We start from the raw sequence: 25,381 nt of genomic DNA on the forward strand, positions 1-25,381 counted from the left end.
CTTTTGCTTTGTGAGAGAACACCCCATGACCGCCGCCAATACCCGCATTTTAGAGCTGCGCGCTGAACTGGATCAGCATAACTACCGTTACCACGTACTGGATGAACCGAGCATTCCGGACGCCGAGTACGATCGCCTGTTTCGTGAGTTGAAAGCCCTGGAGGCCGAACATCCAGAGCTGGTTACCGCCGACTCGCCGACCCAGCGCGTGGGGAGTGCGGCGCTGTCCGCCTTTACTCAGGTGCGTCACGAAGTGCCCATGCTGAGTTTGGGTAACGCCTTCGATGAAACCGACATGCGCGAGTTTGATCGTCGTGTCAGTGAAGGTCTGGATTTGCCCGCCGGGGATCTGTTTGGCGGTGGCGCCGAAGTTGAATACAGCTGCGAGCCGAAGCTCGACGGGCTGGCGGTGAGCTTGCTGTACCAGGATGGCAATCTGGTGCGCGGCGCTACCCGAGGTGATGGCACCACGGGTGAAGATATCAGTGTCAATGTGCGCACCGTGCGCAATATTCCTTTAAAGCTGCATGGCAGCGGCTGGCCCGCAGTGTTGGAAGTGCGCGGCGAAGTGTTTATGTCCAAGGCCGGCTTTGAGCGTCTCAATGAGACTCAGCTCGCCGCTGGCGGCAAGACCTTCGCCAATCCGCGCAATGCGGCGGCGGGCAGCTTGCGTCAGCTGGATTCCAAGATCACCGCCAGCCGGCCGCTGGAATTTTGCTGCTACGGCCTGGGGCAGGTATCCGAGGAGTTCTCTGACACCCATATCGGCAATCTCAAGCAGTTGCAGCAATGGGGCATGCCCATCAGTCATGAGTTGAAACTGGCCCGCGGGATTGCCGAGTGCCTGGATTACTACCGTGATATTGGCGAGCGTCGAGCTGCGCTGCCTTACGAGATCGACGGGGTGGTGTTCAAGGTCAACAACCTGGCGTCACAACGTGAGTTGGGCTTCAGGGCGCGCGAGCCGCGTTGGGCCATCGCCCACAAGTTCCCGGCTATGGAGGAACTGACCGAGTTGCTGGATGTGGAGTTTCAGGTCGGGCGCACCGGTGCGGTAACGCCCGTGGCGCGCCTCAAGCCGGTCAAGGTGGCCGGTGTGACCGTATCCAATGCAAGCCTGCACAACATGGATGAAGTGGCCCGTCTGGGGCTGATGATTGGCGACACGGTGATTATTCGCCGTGCAGGGGATGTGATTCCCCAAGTGGTGCAAGTTGTGCTGGAGCGTCGTCCTGAAGATGCCCGTGCGGTGCATATTCCTGAAAGCTGCCCGGTGTGTGGCTCCCATGTCGAGCGCACGCAGCTGATCAAGCGCAGCAAAGGCCGTGAAACCATCACCGAAGGCGCGGTTTATCGTTGTGTGGGACGTCTGGCCTGCGGTGCTCAGCTCAAGCAGGCGATCATTCATTTTGTCTCGCGCCGTGCGATGGACATAGAAGGCCTGGGCGAAAAAAGCGTCGAGCAGTTGGTGGATGAGGGGCTGGTGAGTTCGCCTGCCGATCTTTACACCCTGGCTTTCGAGCAGATAGTCGATCTTGAAGGCTTTGCCGAGTTGTCGAGCAAGAACCTGCTGCAGGCCATCGCCGACAGCAAGCGTCCGACATTGGCTCGCTTTATCTACGCGCTGGGTATTCCTGATGTGGGTGAAGAAACTGCCAAGGTGCTGGCGCGCTCCCTGGCCTCTCTGGAGCGGGTACAGCGTGCCCTGCCGCAAGTGCTCACCTATTTGCCTGATGTCGGGCTGGAAGTGGCGCACGAAATCCACAGCTTCTTCAGCGATGCGCATAACCAGCAGGTGATTGCTCAATTGCTGGAGCGTGGTCTGGAATTGCAGGATCAGGGCGACCTGGGTGCCGAGTTCGCGGCCAGTGCGACGCTGGGTGGTCTGATCGACAAGCTGCACATTCCTTCGGTTGGGCCGGGCGGGGCGCAAAAGCTGGCCGAGAAATTTGGCTCGCTCGAAGGCGTGATCAATGCGGACTGGCTCGATATGCGTCAGGCATTACCTGAAAAGCAAGCCAAGGCCGTGCGTGAGTTTTTCGATCACCCTGAAAATGCCCGTCTGGCCCTCGAAGTCGAAGCGCAGCTGCGGGATTTCGGCATGCACTGGCAAAGCGAGAAAAAGGCCGTGGAAGGCTTGCCGCTGGCGGGTCAGACCTGGGTGCTGACCGGCTCGCTGGAATTGATGAGCCGGGACATTGCCAAGGACAAGCTGGAAAGCCTTGGGGCCAAGGTCTCGGGTTCGGTTTCCGGCAAGACCCATTGCGTGGTTGCGGGTCCGGGAGCGGGCTCCAAGCTGGTCAAGGCCAATGAACTTGGGCTCAAGGTGCTGGATGAAGAAGCCTTTGTGGCGTTTCTGGCCGGGAAGGGGATTTCGATCCAGTAGTTGGGTATGGGGTGTTGTGGGAGCGAGCAAGCCCGCTCCCGCAAAACGATCGGCCCCGGGGGAGAGGCTGTGTTTCAACCCGAATCCAAGTACTTGAACCCATTCATTTTTTTATTATTGCAGCAGCGGTTGTAAGTTTTTCTCAGACAGGTACAATGGCGCCGTTCGCTGCTAGGCGGATGTTGTTATGGTGACCCTATCGGTCCCCCCGCAACGATTACCCGTGAACCTGGTCAGATCCGGAAGGAAGCAGCCACAGCGGGAACATTGTGTGCCGGGGTGTGGCTGGTGGGGTTGCCTCCATTCTCTAAGTCCTTGATTTTACAAGGATTTTCGCGTCAAAAATCTCGAAGTGTGACAGCGTTTAGGTACACCTAAGTGGTGCACAGTGCTGGCAATCTTACCTTGCTCATTTTTCTCTCGCCATCACAACTGTTTAGATTGCGTGTCATTGGTGAGTGTCCGTTATGCCTTTGTGGATCCTAGGGTTGGCATCGCTATCTCTCCCCCATCATTTAAAAACATCATAAATCAATCATTTACGATGATCGGTTTAAAAAATATGTAGCAAATATTTTTCAAGATAGACCGATAAAAAGCCCTGATCTACGGATCGGCTCTTTTTTTTTGCTCAAAACTTGACCAGTAGGTCTGGCAAGCGACCAACCTGACCGAAAAGCCAATAGCGCGGAAGAATCAGCTCTTAGTGAGCTGCTGTGAGCACGTATGAGACGTTTTGCCATCACTGAATTGAGCGAGTGGGGTGTACGTCATAGAGGCGCACGTACAGCCTTGCACGGTATCCGCTCCATGAACCCCACATTCCAAGCGGATAGCTGACGGCCGATGCTGTGCTCCCTATTTCCAACAGGAGCCAATCACCATGATGCGTCCCAATGCCAGCGTTGAAAAAGTGTACCTCTATCCAAAGCCGGTAGACTTTAGAAAGTCCATCGATGGCCTGGCTGCGCTGGTCGAACTGGATATCAAGGTCGCGGTGTTTGACCCCGTGCTCTTTGTTTTCCTGAATCGCCACCGTAACCGCGTCAAAGTGTTGTACTGGGAGCGCAACGGCTTCTGCCTTTGGCTCAAGCGTCTGGAGTCCGAGCGTTTTAAAATCTCACCTGATGAGGTGGACGAGGCTATCGTGCTGACCGTTCAGGAACTGAACTGGCTATTGGATGGATTTGATCTCTGGCGCAACCGTCCTCACAAGGTTTTAACGCCAAGATTCGTCGCTTAACAGGTATAATCCGGGCATGAATTTGATGCCCGAAGACCTCCCTGATGACCCTATTCTGCTCAAGCAAATGTTGCTTGAGGCACTCAGCCGTCAGCAGGTAACGGCTGAGGCATACCAGACTCATATCGTCGATCTAAAAGAACAGATCAAGTTGCTGCGCGACCGTTTATTCGGGCGTAAATCCGAGCAGACCGTTGAACCCAACACCCCACAACTCGCGTTATTCAACGAGCCCGAAAGCGAGCCGATGCCTTCAATCGGCGACGCTGACGAAGAAGTGGTTGCTCCGACCCCACGTCGTGGCAAACGCAAGCCACTGTCAGCTGATCTACCGCGCATCGAAGTCATCCACGAACTGCCCGAGCACGAACTGACCTGTGCCTGCGGTTGCCGCAAGCACGTGATCAGCGAAGAAATCAGCGAACAGCTGGATATCGTGCCGATGCAGATCCGGGTCATCAAACATATCCGCAAGGTTTACGGTTGCCGTGGCTGCGAAACGTCACCGGTCACCGCCGACAAGCCGGCTCAACTGATCGAAAAGAGCATGGCCAGTCCAAGCGTTCTGGCCATGCTGCTGACCACGAAGTACGTCGATGGCTTACCCCTGCATCGTTTCGAAACGGTTCTGAGCCGGCATGGTATCGATATCCCGCGTCAGACTCTCGCTCGCTGGGTTATCCAGTGCAGCGAGCACTTACAACCGTTGCTGAATTTGATGCGCGACCGGTTGCTGGAAAGCCCGGTCATCCACTGCGATGAAACCCGTGTTCAGGTACTGAAAGAACCGGATCGAGACCCTACCAGCCAATCCTGGATGTGGGTGCAGGCCAGCGGGCCGCCAGACCGAAAAGTCGTGCTGTTCGACTACACCTCCAGCCGTGCGCAGGACGTGCCGTTGCGTCTGCTGGAAAGTTATCGTGGTTACGTGATGACCGACGATTACGCGGGATATAACGCGTTGGCGTTGCAGCCGGGTGTGGAGCGGCTGGCGTGCATGGCCCATGCGCGGCGCAAGTTCGTCGACGCGCAAAAAGTGCAGCCCAAAGGCAAGACAGGTCGCGCCGATATTGCACTGACGATGATTAACAAGTTGTACGGCATCGAGCGTGAACTCAAGGACGCCAGTGATGAGCAGCGTTTTATTGTCCGTCAGAAAAAGAGCCTGCCGATCCTGGCCCAGTTGAAAGGCTGGCTGGAAAAAACGCAGCCTCAGGTCACCCCTCAAAGTGTTCTGGGCAAGGCAGTGAACTACCTGGCCAGCAACTGGAGCCGGCTGGAGCGCTACGTGGAAACCGGTTTTTTACCTATCGACAACAATGCGGCCGAAAGGGCGATAAAACCGTTCGTTATCGGTCGTAAGGCGTGGCTGTTCAGCGACACGCCCAAAGGCGCTACCGCCAGTGCTCAGATATACAGTCTGGTGGAGACCGCCAAGGTCAACGGCCAGGAGCCCTATACGTGGCTACGCCACGTACTGGAGCAGTTACCACATGCGCAGTCGGTGGCGGACTATGAAGCACTGCTGCCGTGGAACTGTTCGCCAGAGATACGACGTTAAGCCTGACCCTATCGTGGGTGGTTGGATCGTATGCTATCAAGACCTTTCGATATCCTTTGCTGTACCGCCAAATCCACCATGCACGTAATAGATTCGGGACGTTTTTTGGGCCTCCAAAGCCCTGTAAAAACAGAAAATCCTACCCCCGGTACAAAAATAGTCCTACCCCCGGTACAGGTCAAAAATGGCTCACATGAGCACAGATAGGGCGTACTTCTGGATTTTCGTGGCATTTATGCGGCATTTGAATGGCATTTAAATGCCACAGAAATGGGGCCGATCTTTTGTACCAGCTGAAATACCTGGCCTTGGCATTTTTGTGCCACTGAAATAACCAAACTTTGACATTTTCGTGCCACTAAAATAGCCAAACATTGGCATTCTTATGCCAGCAAAATGGTAAGCGAGCTATTTATGTGCCACAGGTAGAGAAATATGAGGCGCCGCGCCTGGGACAGGTGGTGACTTTGAATGTGGGGTTCATGGAGCGCTTACGTCGCTTGCAAGCGATGGAGCAATCGCTGATCCGGCTGGAACAACACAACCGGCAACTGGTTGAGCAGCACCAGGCGCTGCAGGCAGCGCTGGTAGAAAGCATTAGAAAACAGCCTAAAGAGCCACAGTGAAGGCAGCGAAGAGTATTTTTTCTCACCTTTCATCTACAGGGCCACTGGCGCCAGGTTCGCTAGTTGCTTTCATTTCATATGGTCGCGCTCCTCGCTGAAATGTGCGTGCCCCAATGCAGCGGGCGCCCGGCAGTTTCGTCGAGTAGCATCCCCGCAAATGCCACATTGCGTGAAAGAGACAAGACGCTATAAGCGCACCGTGCTTAGGGATACGACAACTAGTTGCTGATTGGTGAAATTCGGACAGGTTTCGGGAAAAGTCTAGATTAAGCGCTATCGCCGACAACCAGACCGAGCGCCTGCAGGGCCCCGTCGGGGATACGGATGCGCCGCCGCCGTCCCATGCTTCGTGGTGACCTGGATGCGCGGGATGTGCGTCATGCTCGGTTCACTACCTGAAAAAGCCTAACGATAATCGTATCAATAGTTTTGTATGCCTCTAGAGATTGACTGGGTAATCAGCTATGGGTAGACTCCGTCCTAAGCATAACCCCCACGCCTCCGGCGGACTCGTTCCGTACTGCGCACCAGGGGGTTTATTTTTGCCTGTCGAAAAGTGAGCCGGATGCTCGTATGCCTCATGCCCCTACACCGTATACAAAACCAGCAAAAACGGCTCAAGATCTACTGAGTCATCTCATTGCTAAAGGATTAACAGTTCCGGCACACGATCAAGCCAAAGCGCTGAGATCACTGAACCTTATTGGTTATTATCGACTATTGATTTACATGCGTCCTCTCCAGGACCATCAGACCAAATCGTTTTATCAAGGAGTCATCTTTGATGACATCTTGGCGCTATACGACTTCGACCGTACGCTCCGTATTCTTTGCCTCGACGCGATAGAGCGCATTGAGGTTGCCATTCGTGCGGCCATCATTAATGCCCTAGCCCCAGATCCCGCAGCAGGCCCTCACTTTTACTTGGATAGCGTGCATTTTGAGAAGTCTGAGTCACATCGCGCTTTCATGAGAACTGTTCTTGGATTGAGGACGAAAAACCTCCCCATCAGCCACTACTACGATAACTACAATTCTCCTTCAACGCCGCCAATTTGGGCGATCCTGGAAGCCGTTACCTTTGGCGATGTGTCGCTGCTGTTCTCAAGTCTTCATATTGACCACCGAAAAAAAATCGCCGCATATTTCACCTATGACGAGAAAGTTTTAGTCAGCTGGTTTAAGAGCATCAACCTCCTGCGGAATAGCTGTGCTCATCACAACAGACTATGGAACGCCAACAGTCTGGTGGACACTCCCATCTACGCTACACGTATCGCCGCTGAATATCCGCCTAACAACGACCGCGGGCGGTTGATGGCCAAGGCCGTGACCCTCGCTGCTCTACTCAATGAAATCGATCCCACTTCGGACTGGAAACGCCGGTTCAAGGTTTTGATAGCTGCATACCCGACAGCAGCGTTTGTCAAGGCTGGACTGACTCCAACGGTCATGGGATTTTCGCTCAACTGGGACCAGCGGCCGTTCTGGAGCTGACCTACGCCAACTGGTGACCTGATACCCATGGTGACGCCGACGCCGAATTGACCTACGTGCCGACGCAAGACTGACACCTCCAAAAAACCGCACAAATCCAGCATAGGCATTGTTACGCGAGGAGTCGGACTGGGTCAGTGACATCTCGCGAGGGTCAATTCGGCGTCGGCGTCAACAGTGCAGGCGACTCCTGATAAATGGTGCAGTCGTCTTCTGAAAATGACAGCGGGCTTGCCCGCGAATCAAAGCCTCAACGCTACCTAACGCCAAGCCCTTAATAAATATCCTTCGACAACAACGTAAACGGCGTCTTAAACAAAATCTTGAAATCCAACCACAACGACCAGTTGTTGATGTAGTCCAGATCCATCTCAACCCGCTTCTGCATCTTCTCGATCGTCTCAGTCTCACCCCGGCAGCCGCTGACCTGGGCCAACCCGGTAATCCCCGGCTTGATTCGATGGCGGGCCATATAGGCGATGATCTTGTCCGAGTAGTAGTTGTTATGCGCCACCGCATGCGGCCGCGGCCCTACCAGCGCCATATGCCCCTGCAGCACGTTGAAGAACTGCGGCAACTCATCCAGCGAGGTGCGGCGAATAAAACGCCCCACCGGGGTAATGCGTGAGTCCGTACGGCTGGCCTGGGTCACCTTGGTGTCGTCATGCACATACATCGAACGGAATTTCCAAACCTTGATCACCTTACCGTTCCAGCCCGTGCGCTTCTGCTTGAACAACACCGGCCCTTCGGACGTGAACTTGATCGCCGTTGCAATCGCCAACAACACCGGGCTGATCGTCACGATCGTCACCAGCGCAATGGCGCGGTCCAGCACAGCCTTGCTCAAGGCCGCAGTCGGGTAACTGGTCAACGGGCTCTCGTTTAAGTGAATCGCCGCCAGGCCATCGACCTCACTGACCGAGTGGTTCAGCAGGGTCAAACTGTTGAAGTCTGGAATCCACACCACATCCACACTGGAGTCGAGCAGGTCGATGTACAGCTCTTCTATCTTCTCGGCATTCTTGAGGGACAGGGCGATATACAAGCGGCTGATGCTATGGGTGGCAATCAGCTCACGCAGCTCTTCCAGCTGGCCAACGATCCGGTGAGTGTTGCTGAAGGCGATCTCATCAGTGCTCGACCCCACCAAGCCTACCAGCGGCGCGTACTGAACCTTGGCAAGCTTGTCGGCCAGGTTGACGGCCAACTCGTTGGTGCCAACGATCAAAATCTTCTGACGGTTGCTGATACGGTTGCTGTAGTAGCGCGCCAGCCAGTGCATCGGAATGTACAGCAACGCCTGCAGCACATAACCGAGGGCAGCCCATAACAGCACCACTTCACGGGAGAACGTATCGCTGGTCTTGCTGACAAAGCCGATCACCGCCATGCCGCCCAGGGTTATGAGCCACCCACACAGCAAACGCGCCAGGCCAGTCAAATTGCCCAAGCGCTTGTGATACACCTGCATCATCGAGTACGCCGGCACCGAGCCGAGCAGCGTGAGCACCGCCAACACCCGGTAGGACGAGTCAATCTGGCCATCCTGGTTGTAGGCCAGCACAAACAGCAGCCCGGTGGTCATGGCATTAGCTAAGGCCCATTGCGTCCAGAAGGTCAGCCCTTTGTGGACGCGATGACGATTTACACGAACGTGAACCATGGCGAAATCCCTTTCGTTATCTTCCGATGACCAACCGCTATATATCGGGCGCTCCGTTTGGAACGGGCCACGAAATAGGCCTCAGTTGGCGTTTGCCAATCAATGTATTAGCGAGTGTCAGAAACTTGTTGCCAAAACTCGTCAAAAAAATGTCTAAACAGAAATTTTAGGGCGCCGGGCAACTCCTCGCAACGCAATAGATTTGCGCTATTGATGGGGCAGAAGTCCAGAGGCAGGAATTAACCGGCCGGGAGGCCAGCGAGAGTAAAAACTCTGCGATTCCTAAAGGTCGTTTCTTTTTGTGACACGGACTATACCGCGACGAACTAATGGCGTCACCTGAATATTCAAGAAGACTTCTCAAATATGAGGACTCTATCGCACCATCCGCCAAGCAGTCAGGAGGCCCAACAAAACACCCGCGCTGTTGGCGAGCATGTCGTAGGGAGAGGCCGTGCGCAGCGGCATCACCCCCTGCGCGGCTTCTATGGAAATACCGATGACCAGGCAGCCCAAGGCGACCCAGCGCAAACGAATCCTGGGAAAGGCCAGCACACAGGTGAACGACAACGCCATAAACCCCAACAAATGGTGGAGCTTATCTTCCTGATCAAAAACCTGAGGAATGGGTTGCGGGCGTAAGCCCGCATCCAAAAGCACCATACTCACAACGATAAAAATGGCCGAACGCATCCAGAATGGAAGTTCAGATATCCGTTTGAATAGGTTTATCACTCGGTAATCTTCTCGAAGTTGGTGTAGAACAAATCGGTGTAACGCCCGTCCGTCAAGTTCTGCAGGCTGTACTGGCGACTCAGGCGAGCGCCACCGTCACGCGTCAGCGGTGCCCATACCATGTTGGCACGGCGCAGGGTCGAAACAGAGAGCACTTCGTCGAATGGGATCGAGATGTAGATGCCTTTGTCGAAGCTACCTTCACCATATTCCTCAGCCGAAGCGGTGGTGCGGGTGACCCAGGCACCGAACCGAACGCCATTGTTGAACAGGCGAGACAGGTCGATGGTGGTGCCCCAGTCCTCGGCCAGGTAACGACCGACGCTGACGGCGCTGGTAATGTCATAGCCCAAGTCAGCATAAGTAGTGATATGGCCGGTAACTGTCTTGTAATCCCGCAAGCCAAAGCCCTGATCAAAGTCGCGCTGGCGAACATAGTTCAAGTCTGCGCCGACGGACCAGCGTTGGCCCATGGGGCGATAAAGAACTTCGCTACCGACGCCAGCAAACATTGATTCTAAATAGCCACCATATACCATTCCATACCAATCTTGATCCAAACGTTCTGCATGGTTCAACTGGAGTGATGGCATAGTAATATCGGAAGTTGTTACGTACTTACGCAAGTCAGTACGCACGCGTTCCATTTTACTAGGGGCGTCGTATTGGAATTTATCGAAGTTATTCAGCAAGTTGAGGCTTGCGCTGCCACTGAGCCAGGTTTTGGGCGTGAAGCGATATTCCGCACCGTAGTCAGCCGACACTTGGTACATGATGAAGCCGTCCGGGCCACCGATGTTCTGCTTGTAGCCCAAGCCAAAACCGCCGTCGAAGGCGTCGCGCTTTTGGGTGTAGAGCGTGGTTTCGATGTGCGGCACTGGTCGATTGATTTCGGTGGTGCGGTGCAGGTCTTTCAGGTCCATGTCGTTGTTGACCACGGCACGGAACTGCTCACGAGGCACGCTGATTTCTTCGACGGCCATGTCGTATTTGTCCTCGACCACGGTGAACCACTTGATGTCGTCGTTCACGCAGTTGTCAAGGATACGGCTGGCACGACCCACGCCTTTAGCGGGGTAGTAGTACTTGGTTTGCTCGCCGTAGACGAGGAGTTCGTCGCCTTTTTGGGTGATGCGCTCGACGTTGTAGCCGGCGTTTTTCTTCAAGCGCGAAGAAACATCAGCCCAGTCCACTTGGTCGGGCGCAGTAGTCGGTGCCTGGGCGGGCAGAGGTTCTGCGGGCGGGTCGAAGGTTTTGGCTGGGGCTTTTCGGCTAACGAAGTTGGTATGGATGGTGATACCAAACATCGCTGTGTTGCCGCGTTCCCAAGCGGCGCTCAGATCAACCGAGTCGCCCACCTTGAACACCGCGCCAAAGTTGACCGGCGAATCCTGGATCTGATTGTTGTTCTGCGGCTCATTCTGGTAGTCGTTGCCTTCGTACTCAAGCTTGAGGCTCAGGGGCTTCCAAGGAGTTTGGTAAGTCACACCGCCAAATAGAGCAGGGGAGCCTCTGAAATAGCTGTCGGTGTTGGCCTCACCCGTTCCGGTCGGAGGTGGGCGGGTATCAAAACGATCGTCGAGGTAACCCAGCGGGTTTTCCAAATCACCGCGATTACCGATATAGCCCCAGGCAAGGCCCAAGCTGAAGTCGAGCTCTTTATAGCGTTTGTTGGCAACAAAATATTCGCTGGAGAAAAGGCCGGTACCCCCGATGTCGCGGAAGCCGAGCGCTACCTGAGGTAGCCAATGGCTCTCTTGCCATAGCCTGGCTTTGACGTCGACCGCCTTGTCCTTATAGCTTTGGCTACCGCTGAGCGAAGAAGGGCCGTAGTCACGGTTGCTGACCGACGTATAGCGGAAAGAACCTTCGAGCCACTCAAACGGCTGCAACGAAAAACTGTATCGGCTATAGGGGTCGGTACGGTTGGCGTTAAAGCTCAACTCACCCGCGGGCGCCATGCGCGCCGTAGGCGTTTGCAAAAGACCTACACCACCAAAATCACTTTGGGTGTACTGCGGCTCTGCATGAGCCAAACCGCAGGGAACAATCAGTACAGCAGCAATACGAAACTTCACCGGGCCATCTCCGCCAACGGTTGGGTGGCAAGAAACTCGGCCAATTGCTGGTTCAAGTCAGGCGTAGGCGGATCAATGTCGCTGGTTTTGACGGGGACCAAAATCTTGCTGCCCGCGGCAACGATAGCGCCGTCTTCACGGTTCCAGCCGCCATTACCGATGCGCTGGACTTCACCGTTGGGTTGGATAAGCCAGAGGTAATCGCCTTCTGCATCCTTGAGCACGGTGCAGCTTTCCAGGTAATCACGAGCTTGCAGCATGGGTCGAAACGCAAGCTCACAAGGTTCCCCTATTGCGCCGAGCACTTCGACTGTGCTGGGGCGAGCGGGGTAGATCAACTGATCGCCATCGGCCAGCGGATAGTTACGGGCAAACGAAATTTCCAGGGCGATGGGGTCCAACACGGCGACCTTGCGACCGGTCACCGGCAGCCGGCTAACCTCGTCAAATAGGCGGGCGGCAAGCGCAGCCCGACTCGCTTTACCGTCCAGCAATGCACCACGCTCGACCATCTTCAGGTCAAACAGCACGCCAACCTTAAGGCGTTGTTGTTTCTCCAGCTCTGGTTTGTGCAGCCAGGTCGCGGCGAGCCAATAGCTCTCAGCGTTAGGGCGGGAAGGGAGAACAACATCGAGTAGGCGAGCATCTGCAGCCATTTCGTACTGACCAGGCTTTAGCACATCGCCGCTCACGGTGACTGCAGCGTGGCTGAGCATCGGTGCGACAAGCAACACGCCTGCCCACATAAAGTCTTTGATTCTCACCGGGTAACCCCCCGGGTTTTAGGCAAGCGCATGACTCTCAAAGTAAGATCCGGACTGAGGTGTTGCACGCTTATCTGGATGACGCCATTGGATGGGTCAACCCAGTAGCGATTCGTGGCGCTGTAGCCCAGGTCCGGGATTTTCATGCGCTCATCAACGCGCAGGAGTTCGTACTTTTTATCCAGGATCTCTACGGTTTCCAGCGACTTGCGAACAAAACGACTGTGAACAGGTAGCCCGGTACGTTGGCCTTCATACAGGTCAATCCAGCGGGTGCTGGTGTAGTCGTCTGGTAACTGATGCAAACCGCGTTTGAACGGAGATTCGCCGTCGAAGCGTGTGCCGTCTGTGCCACCCAGCAAACCAATACTGCGGACTACAAAGCCGTTGCGTATCAGAAGGGTTTGCTTGCCCGAAGCGATCCAGAACTCCAACTCACCGCGCTGGCGCGCAAGCGCCATAACACCTTCACTGGAAGGTGTCGTGACCTGGATTTGCGCGTAGGGCAGAGCGTCGACTTGAGCTTGTGTCAGGTCGATTGATTTAGCCCCTTGGAAGGACGCTTTGAAGGTATCGATGGAGGCCGACATCAGCGGGCTACAGCCAGACAGCACCGCTGGCAGCGCCAGCAGTGCAAGGTTACGCAAGATTTTCACGAGTCGACTTGGCCTTATCGAGAGCTGGTTTCGCTAAGATTGTTAACCGAAGCAGCACCGGTACCCAAAATGCTGGCCGAAGGTAACAGTTGGCTGATCAAGCGGTTCCAGCGAGTGACGCCAGCTGGGCCAACGTAGACGATGTCCTGAGGCTGGAGGTCAAAGCGAGTCGCCAGTGCAAAGGCTGTTGGTGACTCTGCGTCCAATTGGAAGACCTTGGCGGGTTCTGTCTCCAGGTTTTCAGCGCCACGAATCACGTAAAGCGCATTACCGTTGGAGGTGGTCTGATTAAGACCGCCAACCGTACCGACAGCGTCAGCCAGATTCAGCCGGCTCATTTTGAAGGTGACAGCGCGAGGTGCGTTGACTTCGCCCATCAGGTAGACCTTCTTGCGGTCGTTGTACGGAAGGAACAGCTGATCGTCGCCTTGAAGGTACACGTCCTGCAGCTGCGAGTTTTGGCTGTTCAATGCGTCCAGGTCCAAAACATAGTCCCGACCATTGCGAGTCAACACCAAGCCAGAAAGATCAGCGTTCAACGGGTCAGCGCCAGCGGTACCAATGGCTTCTAGAACACTCAGTGGCGACGTGGTGACAGGCTGTTGGCCCGCTTTGAGTACTGCGCCGGTGACAACAACCTTCTGGCTGGCGAAGCGCAACACGTTGAGGTCGACCTGCGGGCTTTCAATAAACTGAGCCAGGCTGTCGGAGATCTGCTTGCGCAATTCTTCAATGGTTTTGCCTGCAGCTTGGATGTTGCCTACATAAGGATAGAACAGGGTGCCATCTGGACGAACCAAGCGCCCGTTCGCATCGATCTGCTGCTGGGCACCAGAAGGAGCGGTCAGCTCAGGGTGATCCCAGACGGTGATATACAGCACGTCGTTGGCGCCAATGCGGTAGGCGCCTGGTTTATAGCTTAAAAGCTCTGCTGGCACGGAGGATTTAACCTGAGTGGCAACGTTTTGAGCGATGAGCTTTGGCGTAATCGGGATCAACTCCACTCGGCTGCTCTCAGGCGAACCGTCCCGCACGAGTTGACTGGTGTCCATATTTTGGCCAGGTGAAAACATACAGCCTTGCAGGGCAAAGCCCGCAAGCAGCGCAAGTGAAGTGCTACGAATCATGATGGGACGACGCTTTGAAAATACTGATCGAAACAAAACCACCCAGACGATTCTGGGTGGTTGAGGGGAGCTAAATCTTCAGTGAGATTTAGTTGGTAGTACCAGTGGTGCCGGTGGTACCGGTGGTGCCAGTAGTACCGGTGGTGCCGCCCGAGCCGCTGCCACCGCCGCCGCTGTTTGATAGGGCAAGGCCACCGGCAACCACAGCTACGGCTGCACCTACGACAACGGCAGTGCTCACGCCGCCGATCAGTCCGGTTTCGGTAGCGGTGGTTAGCGAGGTTTCAGCTGCTGTGTTTTCTGGGGCAGACGACGTGGCTGGGGCTTCGGCAGCAATTGCGGAGGCGCTGAGGGCGACCATCAGAGCTGAAGCGAGAAGCTTGTTCATGTGAAAGTCCTTTTGTGTGGATTTTTGATTCGTAGATATGAGGAATGGTAAGGGACTAGGGGAGGATTTCGCAAGGGAAAACAGCCCAGACTTAATTGTCTCAAGTAATTAGCTGAGCCAAGAAAAGCTAGGCATTGTCGATATTTTGACTTTACTTATGCTATCCAAATGAGTGTTGGCGCGCCATAGTGGTTTACACAATGGGGCCAGTCTCCGTAAGCGAATCATGGGTGCTAATATCAAACTAAGCAAAACTTCGGCCTAGCAGACTCACATTCAAGTCGCCATATTTGAGATAGCCATTATTGATAAAAGTGATCTTCAGTGCGCCATGAGGTGAGCGCTTCGCTCTTTTGGAAAGTTCTCTAAAATTCTTGTCGTAATAGTATATGCATAGTAACTGCGAAATTAGATTTCGGCTGTTTTCTATGGTGATGGCTTTTCGCTTTGATCGAATTAAATTACATCGAACCGCTTCGGATCGGTTGTGTGATAGCAAGAAACGGTGTCGCCAGATTTACATAGGCCGCCTTCTAGTGGATGGGGCTGAAGCATTGACCGTAAAAATATCGCTCCCCCAGCATCAATACTACATTGCTGTCATCAATAACTTGTCCCTGATATAGAAGCTTTATTTAGACCATCTGGAGAGGATTGCTCGGCGCATCTAAATTTAATGTCAAAGTCTTATCTGTGCGTTGATAGTGCCTTTGTAAAAGGGGGGGCTTTAAAGTAAATAGGGTTTGTAATGTGTATTTCGTTTTGCCTAAAGACTATTGATATATCCAGGTTCCTGCGGCCTCTGGATATATGAGCTTTCTTATCTGAGCGAGATATTAAGGAGGCTTATCCCGATGTCCGCAACAAGAAGTAATCAAGTAAAAGCAAAGCGGCAAACTTGCTACGAGGTCTTGAAATTTGGATTGTTTGTATAAGATAGTTTGCCGTCATTTGGTGTCTGTGCTTTGCATGTTGGAGAGAACTCCACCATATAAGAGCACAAAAAACATTGATGATAGAAATGCTAGTCAGCACTTTCTTCTAAAAGGGCTATCCCAATAGCCTTTGTACATTCCGAGCTTTTTCTTGATGCTGATAGAAATGCGCTCTTCTTTCTGACCTATCTTGTACGCTAGTAATTTTAAGGCGTTACGTAAAATAGCAGAAGGCCAAAGGTAAAATCGCGCTGTTCCTAGAAAACGGAGCTCTGATTTAACGTATCGAAGGCCTTCACCTCCGGCGCTCCCGAAACGCTCTCGAATCCATGGCTCTCGCGCATGAAAGACGCCCATATCGAAATAGCGACGAAATTCTTCTGTCAAAGTATAATTATGCGAATGTCGGCAGCTGGCATCTCCGGCATAGGCTACCTTCCAACCAGACAATAACATCTTGGCAGTTGTGTACATGTCTTCAGCAAAAATTACATGCTCTGGAAAACCTCCTACTTCTAGTAAAGCGTCGGCACGATAGGCCGCAAAGGAGTTGGACATGAAAGCAGTTTTCAAACCAAGAAATGGCGCATCGGAAATTGTTTTTATTTGGGAGCTATCTGGGTAATTGAAAAGCCTAGCATGTTGCGCTAAGGGGTTTGCATTCAAGTGCGCAAGTTGTCGACCGCACACGGCCCCAATACGTTTATCGCAAAATGGGGCGATCAAACGTGCGATAGCATCGTGATCGTCCAGATATGCGTCCTGCGTCATGAATACATAAATATCATAATCAGGATTTTGGTTGACTACCATTTGCCGAGTGCCACCATGATTGAACTGGCTACTAGGAATGGTCGAGAGGTTACGGACGCGCTTCTGCGCTAGCTCGTTGGTTCCGTCTTTTGAACTTGAGTCCACCACTAATAGATCAAACGTGGCGCTCTGTTTGTCCAGTGAGTCCAGCAGACGAGCTAAATCGTCATGGCCGTTATAGGTTGGTACGATGCAAGCGATGCGGTTTAGGGACGACATATCTAAAACGGACATTCTCTTTTGCTCCTATTGCCACTCTTCTGGACAGCTTTTTTTCCAGTCAGATAGTGCGCTTTCCAAGGTATAAATAAATGGATATCCATTGTCCGACAAATACATAGGAAGAATGTTGTTTGAGCGTACAAGCTTACGAATACGTATAGGGCTAAAGGGATGCTTAATACCTAGTGGTTTGGCTGCGGAATCAATTATATATGCCGCTGAGTGTAAAAGGCTGAAGGGGACGCCCGGAATATTGCGTTTAATATTCGCCACAGTACAGACGGCATTTACATATTCCTCAATTGATGGGCCAGGGTTCATCGACATATTGAATAGGCTGACACGTTCACCATTTGTTTCCTGTTGCTGCAGCACCCACCAAATGGCGTTGCATAACTCTTTGACGTATACGCCCGCTTTGCGTGTTCTACGGTTTCCCATATAGAAGAAATAACGCTTCAGTACAGCCTTTATAAGGCGGGAAACGTTACCCCCCTCGCCAGGGCCGAAAACTACTCCTGGACGGACTATTACTAAACGACGTTGGGAACTGTCTCGCGCTTGCCACGTTTGGTGGATTTTTTCGGCAGCTAATTTTGAACCACCGTAAGCAGTTGCAGGAACTGGCAACGATTGCTCAGTTCTAATTTCCTCGCTCGGGCCGTACGGTGAGATCGAACTAGTAAAGATTATTTTTGGGCACTTATTTTGCTCAGCCCATGAACACACGTGCTCGGCGCCAAGTAAATTTGTTTCGTAATATTCATAATCTTCGTGCCCCGGTTCCCTATGCACCGCAGCAAAATTAGCGATGAGATCAATCTGTTCGGGTGGAGTCCAATCGATGGCTAGGCGGACGTCGCACTTAATTTGAATTATTCTAGCGTCCGATGAGATCAAATTTTTTCTAAAAACGCTGGTTTTGTTATCTATAAGTTCGTGATCAAGTAAGTAAACATTTTCTATTTTGGTGTTGTCGAGTAAGAATTTTGCGAAAAATATACCGATAAACCCCGTGCCACCGAAAATAACTGCTGATTTCATGCTGCCCCCTTATGGATGTCCGTTTTTTCTGCGCGAAGTTTATGTTCGAATGCACGCTTTACAGAGTTAACCATGTTGTTTAATGAGTAGTGCTGAGCTCTCTTAAGCCCTAACTCTACATACTTTTCTCTTTTCGTACTTAACGTTAAAAGTGCCTGTTCCCAGCTAGAGCTGTTTTGGGGATCAACATAAATAGCACTGTCACCGAGAACTTCGCGGAAAACAGGAAGCTCACTCACAATTGCAGGCGTACCGCTTGCCATAGCCTCGATCGGAGGAATGCCAAAGCCTTCGTCAATTGAGGGGTATATTAATGCTGAGGCGTTGGCATACAAGATTTTAAGCTCATTAAAGCTAATGTCATGAAGAAATTTAACTTTTTCGTTTAGGTTATTACTTTCTACTATCGTACGAAGCTTGTCGTAGTATCCAGTCTTTCCGCAAACAATAATTAACTCAGCCGAGTCACGCCATGTTTGGTGATGAGTCAAAAAAGAATCTATATTTTTATGTGGCCAGTTTGCCCCGACAGCCAAAAAATACGATGCTTTTCTATTCGATGAGTCTGGATAAAACTCTGAGCTATCTACAGTATTAGGAACGACGCTTATACTGTGTTTTGGATAATTTAAGGTGTCAGCAATTTGGGATTTAACGGCTTCGGAAACTGTTATTATTTTCTCGCATCTACGAACTGCGCTTGGCAATAGCAGCCTGAAATATATTTTTTGAAGAGTAGAGTCAGGGTAATGATATGGGCGGAGGTCATGTATTGTAGCTGTTTGGTTGTTTATTAAAGGAAGGATGTGGTGTGTGGTTGAAACTACAGAATGGCCCGGAAACCTTTTTTTTATCTTGAGTGCTAGAAGCCAACTATAGAAAAACCAAACGACTGGACGAAGCTTTGAAATCTTTTTTGTATTGGCCACCCATGCGGGGGTGAAAATAAAGTCGCAGTTATATTGTGAAAAGTGTTTTGATATTTCTTTTTCGCAAATAATAGCTTTTAACAAGCCTGCTTGATGCACGCACTCTACAAACTTTAAGGAGTACTGCCACATTCCGGTTCCGTTTCTGCCTAAACGAGCAAGATTGATGATGATGGGTTCGCGATTATTCATATATGCCAATCCGTAAAAGGTTTAACTCCGCCAACAACTGGAGGTCAGGCTGGAGTTGAAGTGCGAAGCGCTGCTAACTTGGGCTTTGATATGTAATGGTATCTCATATAAAAAAGAATAGTGATAATGATCAGTGTTTCAATCGTAAAAGATCCTGCGCCAGCGGCTAGAAAAGCTACACCATTTGAAAGTAGGAATAGTGAAAAGTTATAAGGGTCTTTTGTTACTTTCGAGTTATTCCAAAGCAGAGATAGGACGCAGCCTGATAAAAATGACACTAAAGGTATTATCAATATTGCAAGGTAACCGAAATCTACAAAATAAGAAGCTTTGCCAAAGGATGGGGAACCTGTATCACCATAAAACCAATCAGGATAATATTTTTTTGCCAGCGAGAATTGCCCAAAGTCTTTTGGCTTTTCTGGATACAAAGTTCTAGGGATTTTTGAAACGACATAATCCTCGAAGAAAATTCTACCGAACTCAATGTCAAAATTGTCATCAAGTACAAGAGCTTCGTTCTTATTGTAGTCGGAGTATAATGATGCATAATCAATTTTTGTTAGCGTTCCTCCCTGATTATTACTTTCCCCGGTTGTAAAGGTGCTGATGAATATTGCAGCTAAAGGCAAAGAGGCAGCAAGCACCACCAAGGATATTTTTGCGGAAAAACGAGGCTGGAATGTTTTTAAATACCAAAAAAATACCATCATCCACGCACCTAGAATTTTCCCTTTGGAGCCTAGAGCGAATAGCAAAATACTATAAAAACATATGACTAGGGCGATATTTGTTTTTTTGGGTGTTATGGAAAATAGTGTAAACAGCAAAGAAAAGTATACAAAAAAACTTGAAAGAAAGTACGAAAGTCCCCAGCCAGTTCGAGTTTGAATGTAAACGGCTCTAGGGTCCAAAATAACGAGCAGACCAAATTCACGATATATTGGTAGAAATGCAAAAATAGCTAGCGCAAGAAAAATTAGAGATTCGAGCCAGTAGCTTTTACTTGCCTTTTTAATTTGAAAAAAGCGTAACGATAGATCTTTGCGTATTACCATAAAGCCTATTATGAGCGCAGCTGCTTGGATGGTGCTCGTAAGCACGACCATGGTGAAAGAAGTATCGCTGCCCCACGGTTCTGTTCTGAACAGTCGCCACCCTTCGAGGAAATAGTTCCTGATTGAAAACACCAAAACAAATGGTGTCAAAATATTGAGGAAGGATTTTTCACGTTTCGAAGCTAGCAAGTAAAGATATAGTAGTGCAAGCCAGCATATTAAAAGTAGGCTTGACCTGTATGTAAGTTCTAGGCTGGACATTTATTTTGCTGGGTCAGTTGGTTTTATTCTACCGTACTTATCTTCAAGGCGAACTATGTCATCTTCACCTAAATAAGCGCCTGATTGTATTTCTATAAGTTCTAAAGGTATTTTGCCTGGGTTCTCCAGAGCATGAACTTGGCCGATAGGGATGTACGTTGATTGGTTTTCAGTCACTAAATATGTTTTTTCTCCATTTGTGACTTTCGCCGTGCCACTTACAACAATCCAATGTTCAGCACGATGATGGTGCATTTGCACGGATAGCTTCGCCCCAGGTTTTACTGTTATCCGTTTAACTTGATAGCGATGACCATTATCAATTGAGTCGTACATGCCCCATGGACGATATACTTCACGATGGTTCACATGCTCGGTTCGCTCGTGATCTTTAAGGTGAGAAACTATGGCTTTCACATTTTGTGAGTGATCTTTATGCGCAATTAAAATCGAATCCTTTGTTTCAACTATAATTAAATTTTCAATACCTAATGTTGCAATTAGTCTACTATCAGAGTGAATATAATTGTTTTTCGAGCTACTTGCGATTACGTCACCTTTTATAACGTTACCTGAACTGTCTTTATCGCTTACATCCCACAGGGCGGACCATGAACCGATATCGCTCCAGCCTGCGTTGAACTCAACAACCACTGCGTCTTCAGTTTTTTCCATTACAGCAAAATCTATTGAGTCTGCTGGGCAATCGAAAAAAGCTGATTCGTCTAGTCGGGTAAAATACATATCCTTAGATCCACCGGCTAGAGACTTTTTACATGAATCTAATATATCGGGTCGGAATTTTTTTATTTCTTGTAGATAGCGGCTCGCTCGGAACATAAACATACCGCTGTTCCAAAGATAGTTTTTGCTATCTACAAGTTCCTTAGCGAGTATTTGATTTGGTTTTTCAATGAAGCGACTGACTTGGTGACCTTCAGAACCTACAGACACACCTTTTTCAATATAGCCATAGCCCGTTTCGGCATGTGTAGGCGTTATGCCAAATGTGACTAACTTCCCGGCGACTGCAAAAGGTATGGCACTTTCTATACAGTTTGTAAATTTATTAGCTTCTTGAATTAAATGATCGGCAGCAAGTACTAGTAGTATGGGGTCATCATTGTCGTTGACGGCTTGAAGTGCTGCCAGCGTAATTGCAGGTGCAGTATTACGACCAATTGGCTCTAACAATATGTCGGAGTCGTCAATTTGCATTTGCCGTAATTGCTCAGCAACAATAAAGCGATGACTTTCGTTGCAAATCAAACGAGGAGTACGAGTATTCAATCCTTCTAATCGTTCAATAGTTGCCTGCAACATTGAATGGTTAGCGTCACCAAGCTGAATGAACTGCTTTGGATTTTGTTCCCGCGATAGTGGCCATAGGCGGGAGCCTGTTCCTCCAGCCATTATTATAGGTAGAACGTTAACACTCATATTCATTGCCCTTAGATTTTTAATCAGCTCTGTTGTGTAAATAAAAAACTCAATTAACCTAATCTAGTTCTGTAAACGTTATTTGATTTCTTCTAAACGAAATATACAGCTAGCTCATACATGACTATGATGTTTTCTTGATGTGGAGGAAAACATTATTCTTATTATATTTTTTGCTTTTTCTGGCTGCTTCCTATAAAGCCTTATAAGTGACACTAAAATCAAGCTGGACCAGACTATAGGTAGTTTGTGTTTGTTGAATTTTTTAGTAAATAACAGTCTGTTTCTTATTTTGTAATATTCGGATATTTCGCTTTTTCCAGAGTTCGTGCTCGCACCTTCTTTGTGAATTACATGGCTATTGCTAGCAATACCAATTTTGAAATGTGTTTGCCCTCTGAAGCAAAGGTCAAGTTCTTCATAGTATAAGAAATAGTCTTCGCAGAAGATTCCTACTTTTTCAATGAAGGCCTTAGTCATTAGTATCGATGCGCCAATAATGTAATCAATCTGGCTTTCGGCAAAACGCTCATCTATTAGCGAATCGCTAGGCTCATATGCGGCATAGTGCTTAGTGGTACAAAGCCAAGAGTTATATATTCCGCCTAAGCCTTGCATTTTTTTATGATCATGTGCGTATATCAGTCGGGAGCCGCATAGGCCAATCGTGGGATCTTCCGAACATTTTTTGACTAATTCTACTAGGCTGTTTGGTTTGACTTCCGTATCATTATTAAGAACCCAGACATATTCCATGTTTGCCTGTCTTTGTGCAAACCTGATACCTACATTGTTGCCGCCCGCAAAGCCTAGGTTGTTACCAGTCTGAATCAGAAATATATCGTTTTTTTTGCGATCATCTAGGTAAGCTTCAGCTTCGTTTTTTGTTAGCTCTACCAGCGAGTGATTTTGTGATAACGCATTTCCAGGGTTACACAGCCAATCTCTAATTGTATTGTAAGAGTTATCAGTAGAGAAATTGTCACATATAACTATGCGGAAGTTTTTAGTACGTTCTAATGCCAGTAGGCTACTCAGGCAGCAAATAGTGTCCTTGGCCCCATTCCAGTTCAATACTATGATGTAAGTCAAAGCAATTGCTCTTAGCTGAGGGAGGGGGCAGTGTTTAATATTTCTTTTACTGCTTCAATGTTTTTATTGGCACGGCTTTTTACAATTGCGTGATTTTTGCGTACTACCTCAGCCAGAACTTCTGTTTGTGCGAGTGCATCTACGCTCTTCTTAAAAAGTTCTTCAGCAGTAAAGTCATCAATCCGAACAGTATATTCACTCAAACCCACCGAATTCATATAATCATCAAGCTTGTAATGATATGAGATTGCGATGCTGGGCTTGCACGCAGTGCTCGCGATTATTATCGGATGCATATTTGTGCTAATCATCAGGTCAACTGACTGGCATGCCCCAATAAATTCATCTGCTTTTGGGTCTGAAATCAACGTGGCCACGCAGCCATTGGTGATTAAGTTATTAAATACAACTTTACAAGTCTCCTCATCCCAGGTTGTGCTCGGAATAAATAAGAATTCGATATCTTTAACTTGTTGGCTTAGTTTTGTTAATGACAATGTTAGCTGCTTCACATACTCGTCAGACGTTTTTATTTTTCCTGTTGGTGAGGGGCCATATACGCCCAAGTGAGGTCTATATTTTTGTGTCATTACACCGACCAATATCTTGTTTTTGGTTTTTCGGTTTAAATGCTCGTAGTCGCATGTCTCTAGTAAATTTGCTTCGTCTGCCGTAAAAACAAAGTTGTTTTTATTAGCCAGTGATTTTTCCAATATTTGAAGAGATTGAATATCGCGATAGGCGATTTTCGAAAAAGATGAAAGCTTTTTCGAAAGTTTGCCCTGAATAGAATTTGAGTCGAACGGACCGACAGTTTGTCCATAGACCATAATTGGTGTTTTAGCAGCTTCTGCCATCTCTATTTCTACATAAATAGATGAAAGCTTGCTTCTCCATGCGTCATTAAAATATCCACCTCCGCCTAGTACAACCAGATCGGATTTTCCCATGTCAGACAAGTGTTTTTTTAATTGAGGTGATAGTAGTATGCGATGGTTGCTTTTTCGCCAAAGCCAGACAGAAAAATTATGAAATAATGCTAGTGGGTTCCGCTTGTGAAGCAAGTTGTGAATAGATGGCGTTGCTGTAATTTTGTGTTGCTTTAATGTTTCTTTAGGGGAGTATGATGTTAGTAGTACACTATGGGTTTTAAGCTTTGAGTCTAAGGTTTTTAGCATGGCCTCAAGTATCGCATTATCTCCTTTATTTCCATAGCCCCAGCCGCCTGTCAAATAAATCTGTTTCATGGTTTAATCTCTTGTTGTTCAGTATAAAAAACGCGTTTTTTTACTGAGGTATAGTAAAGTATAAGTAATATTGCTTCGCACGCCAAGGTTGAATAAGCTGCGCCAGCTTCCTGATACGAAGGAATAAGAATTAAGTTAAGTAAAATATTTATACCGGCTACTACGGACATGCATTTTACTTTATGTGACATTTGGTTGTTTGTAGTAAGTACAGAGCCAACACTTGTGGAAAGAAAACGGAAAGGAATGCAGAAAGCAAGGATCATTACAATAGTTACTGAGGTTTTATACTCTTGGCCGAATACAATAGGTATCGCGAAAGGCGCAACTAGTAAAAGGCTTGCTGCTGACAGTGCCCCCAAGCTGAGCATTATCTTATTTCCCTGCTTGTATACCCTATAGAGGGTCGTCCTGTCATGGTTGGCCCAACGATGTAGTTTAGGTAAAAGATATTTGCCGTAGATTACATTTGGTAGTAAATAGATCGCTCCCAAGATCGTAAATGCGGTATTGTATATTCCGGCAGAATGATTCCCTACTAAATATTTTAAAAGTGCAATGTCACTTTGGAAGTATATTAAGAATAGTATACCCGCAGCTCCAAATGGGAAGCAATTTTTAAAGAAGTTACCAAAGGTGGCAGGTGTGGGAACGATGAAATTTGAGGGCGTATATGGGAGCGCGATATCGCCTTTATATAGCTGACCTAATGGCCGTATGCTGACTATAACTATAAGCGCAGATACTGCGGCATAGCAGCATGCTATGTAGAAAGGATCAATATTGTTACCGGCGCTAAATAGCACTGTACTGACAAGAATAAGCCTTAAGAGGTTTGGTAGTGTTTGCCAGAGAGATAATAGCTTGTGCTTTTCTTCCAGGAGATATTTGGCACTAACCATCTCGACTACTGCAATGCCAAGCACATGCACCATCAGTACGTTTAACAGACTGGAGGTCGTGGTGGTGTGAGGGCCTAAATTTGACCATGCCAAAACTATTAAGGCTGTAGTTGCTGTGCTTATGGAGAAAAGTCTAAAAGAAATTTTTAGCCAGCGTTTTCCAAAAATACCTTCTTCACCAAATATTTTTAATAATAGACCTTGAATTCCGAATGCGGCTAATGGTGATATCAATGTTACTGTCGCAATGCCGGCTGAAAGCTCGCCATAACCCTCTGGGCCAAGTGCTCTAGCCGCTATCACTTGAGTTAAAAAAGCGCAAACTGCTCCAAATATTGTCCCCGTCCATAATAATAGTATCGCTTTTACAGCATTTCCTTTGCTCATTATGCATCCTGGATTAAGTCAATGATCATATGCGCAAAACTGATTATAAAAACAAGTGGGATGACGCCAGCTGCCAATTGCATTGGTGCTTTTTGCCTTTGTTTTAACAATAGGCACGCTACCGCCCCAAGA

Annotated in this window: 20 protein-coding genes and 1 other RNA gene; 6 read left to right on the top strand and 15 right to left on the bottom strand. The window is 49.2% G+C overall.

The window, feature by feature from the left end:
* Positions 1 to 25: 25 nt before the first annotated feature.
* The 6 genes from ligA to V6P94_RS11790 all read left to right on the top strand — a co-directional run bounded on the left by ligA (position 26) and on the right by V6P94_RS11790 (position 7,313).
* Complete coding sequence (ligA, locus tag V6P94_RS11765; RefSeq protein ID WP_338649357.1) at positions 26 to 2,386, top strand: NAD-dependent DNA ligase LigA; 2,361 nt, start codon at positions 26 to 28, stop codon at positions 2,384 to 2,386.
* 197 nt (positions 2,387 to 2,583) lie between these two features.
* Positions 2,584 to 2,680: signal recognition particle sRNA small type (gene ffs, locus V6P94_RS11770), an RNA gene on the top strand.
* Positions 2,681 to 3,269: 589 nt separating this feature from the next.
* The gene (gene tnpB / locus V6P94_RS11775) at positions 3,270 to 3,629 is read left to right on the top strand and encodes an IS66 family insertion sequence element accessory protein TnpB (RefSeq protein WP_252117532.1); all 360 of its coding nucleotides are present in this window, start codon (positions 3,270 to 3,272) and stop codon (positions 3,627 to 3,629) included.
* Between the two features lie 16 nt (positions 3,630 to 3,645).
* Entirely contained in the window at positions 3,646 to 5,190 is a 1,545-nt protein-coding gene (gene tnpC / locus V6P94_RS11780) for an IS66 family transposase (RefSeq protein ID WP_338649358.1), read from the top strand.
* A 482-nt stretch (positions 5,191 to 5,672) separates the two neighbouring features.
* On the top strand, positions 5,673 to 5,816 hold the full coding sequence (locus V6P94_RS11785; protein WP_338649359.1) for a hypothetical protein: 144 nt from the start codon (positions 5,673 to 5,675) through the stop codon (positions 5,814 to 5,816).
* A gap of 573 nt (positions 5,817 to 6,389) precedes the next feature.
* A complete protein-coding gene (locus V6P94_RS11790) occupies positions 6,390 to 7,313 on the top strand; it encodes an Abi family protein (RefSeq protein WP_338649360.1) in 924 nt (307 codons plus the stop codon).
* A 274-nt stretch (positions 7,314 to 7,587) separates the two neighbouring features.
* On the opposite strand, the gene V6P94_RS11795 is transcribed toward V6P94_RS11790, so the two are convergent.
* The 15 genes from V6P94_RS11795 to V6P94_RS11865 all read right to left on the bottom strand — a co-directional run bounded on the left by V6P94_RS11795 (position 7,588) and on the right by V6P94_RS11865 (position 25,249).
* Positions 7,588 to 8,979 (bottom strand): undecaprenyl-phosphate glucose phosphotransferase, encoded by a 1,392-nt coding sequence (locus tag V6P94_RS11795; protein ID WP_338649361.1) that lies wholly within the window; start codon positions 8,977 to 8,979, stop codon positions 7,588 to 7,590.
* Between the two features lie 375 nt (positions 8,980 to 9,354).
* A complete protein-coding gene (locus V6P94_RS11800; RefSeq protein WP_338649363.1) occupies positions 9,355 to 9,714 on the bottom strand; it encodes a VanZ family protein in 360 nt (119 codons plus the stop codon).
* Positions 9,711 to 11,792, bottom strand: a complete 2,082-nt coding sequence (locus tag V6P94_RS11805) for a YjbH domain-containing protein (RefSeq protein ID WP_338649364.1) — start codon at positions 11,790 to 11,792, stop codon at positions 9,711 to 9,713. Before V6P94_RS11805 ends, V6P94_RS11800 begins: the two co-directional genes overlap by 4 nt.
* On the bottom strand, positions 11,789 to 12,556 hold the full coding sequence (locus V6P94_RS11810) for a capsule biosynthesis GfcC family protein (protein WP_405046743.1): 768 nt from the start codon (positions 12,554 to 12,556) through the stop codon (positions 11,789 to 11,791). Before V6P94_RS11810 ends, V6P94_RS11805 begins: the two co-directional genes overlap by 4 nt.
* Entirely contained in the window at positions 12,553 to 13,212 is a 660-nt protein-coding gene (locus V6P94_RS11815) for a YjbF family lipoprotein (protein WP_338649365.1), read from the bottom strand. Before V6P94_RS11815 ends, V6P94_RS11810 begins: the two co-directional genes overlap by 4 nt.
* Before the next feature lie 14 nt (positions 13,213 to 13,226).
* Positions 13,227 to 14,339: a polysaccharide biosynthesis/export family protein gene (locus V6P94_RS11820; RefSeq protein ID WP_338649366.1), complete on the bottom strand. Its 1,113-nt coding sequence runs from the start codon at positions 14,337 to 14,339 to the stop codon at positions 13,227 to 13,229.
* 88 nt (positions 14,340 to 14,427) lie between these two features.
* The gene (locus tag V6P94_RS11825) at positions 14,428 to 14,727 is read right to left on the bottom strand and encodes a hypothetical protein (RefSeq protein ID WP_338649368.1); all 300 of its coding nucleotides are present in this window, start codon (positions 14,725 to 14,727) and stop codon (positions 14,428 to 14,430) included.
* A gap of 1,028 nt (positions 14,728 to 15,755) precedes the next feature.
* On the bottom strand, positions 15,756 to 16,694 hold the full coding sequence (locus tag V6P94_RS11830; RefSeq protein ID WP_338649438.1) for a glycosyltransferase family 2 protein: 939 nt from the start codon (positions 16,692 to 16,694) through the stop codon (positions 15,756 to 15,758).
* Positions 16,695 to 16,721: 27 nt separating this feature from the next.
* A complete protein-coding gene (locus V6P94_RS11835; protein WP_338649369.1) occupies positions 16,722 to 17,741 on the bottom strand; it encodes an NAD(P)-dependent oxidoreductase in 1,020 nt (339 codons plus the stop codon).
* The gene (locus tag V6P94_RS11840; RefSeq protein ID WP_338649370.1) at positions 17,738 to 18,862 is read right to left on the bottom strand and encodes a glycosyltransferase family 1 protein; all 1,125 of its coding nucleotides are present in this window, start codon (positions 18,860 to 18,862) and stop codon (positions 17,738 to 17,740) included. The genes V6P94_RS11835 and V6P94_RS11840 overlap by 4 nt, the downstream gene beginning before the upstream one ends.
* Before the next feature lie 44 nt (positions 18,863 to 18,906).
* Positions 18,907 to 20,181: a hypothetical protein gene (locus tag V6P94_RS11845; RefSeq protein WP_338649372.1), complete on the bottom strand. Its 1,275-nt coding sequence runs from the start codon at positions 20,179 to 20,181 to the stop codon at positions 18,907 to 18,909.
* Positions 20,182 to 21,621, bottom strand: a complete 1,440-nt coding sequence (locus V6P94_RS11850; RefSeq protein ID WP_338649374.1) for a mannose-1-phosphate guanylyltransferase/mannose-6-phosphate isomerase — start codon at positions 21,619 to 21,621, stop codon at positions 20,182 to 20,184.
* 114 nt (positions 21,622 to 21,735) lie between these two features.
* Positions 21,736 to 22,713, bottom strand: coding sequence for a glycosyltransferase family 2 protein (locus V6P94_RS11855; protein ID WP_338649376.1), 978 nt, complete (start codon positions 22,711 to 22,713; stop codon positions 21,736 to 21,738).
* Between the two features lie 11 nt (positions 22,714 to 22,724).
* Positions 22,725 to 23,960, bottom strand: a complete 1,236-nt coding sequence (locus tag V6P94_RS11860; protein WP_338649378.1) for a polysaccharide pyruvyl transferase family protein — start codon at positions 23,958 to 23,960, stop codon at positions 22,725 to 22,727.
* Complete coding sequence (locus V6P94_RS11865) at positions 23,957 to 25,249, bottom strand: oligosaccharide flippase family protein (RefSeq protein ID WP_338649379.1); 1,293 nt, start codon at positions 25,247 to 25,249, stop codon at positions 23,957 to 23,959. Before V6P94_RS11865 ends, V6P94_RS11860 begins: the two co-directional genes overlap by 4 nt.
* Positions 25,250 to 25,381 lie beyond the last annotated feature (132 nt).

This window comes from Pseudomonas sp. ML2-2023-3 (assembly GCF_037055275.1).
GTDB lineage: Bacteria > Pseudomonadota > Gammaproteobacteria > Pseudomonadales > Pseudomonadaceae > Aquipseudomonas.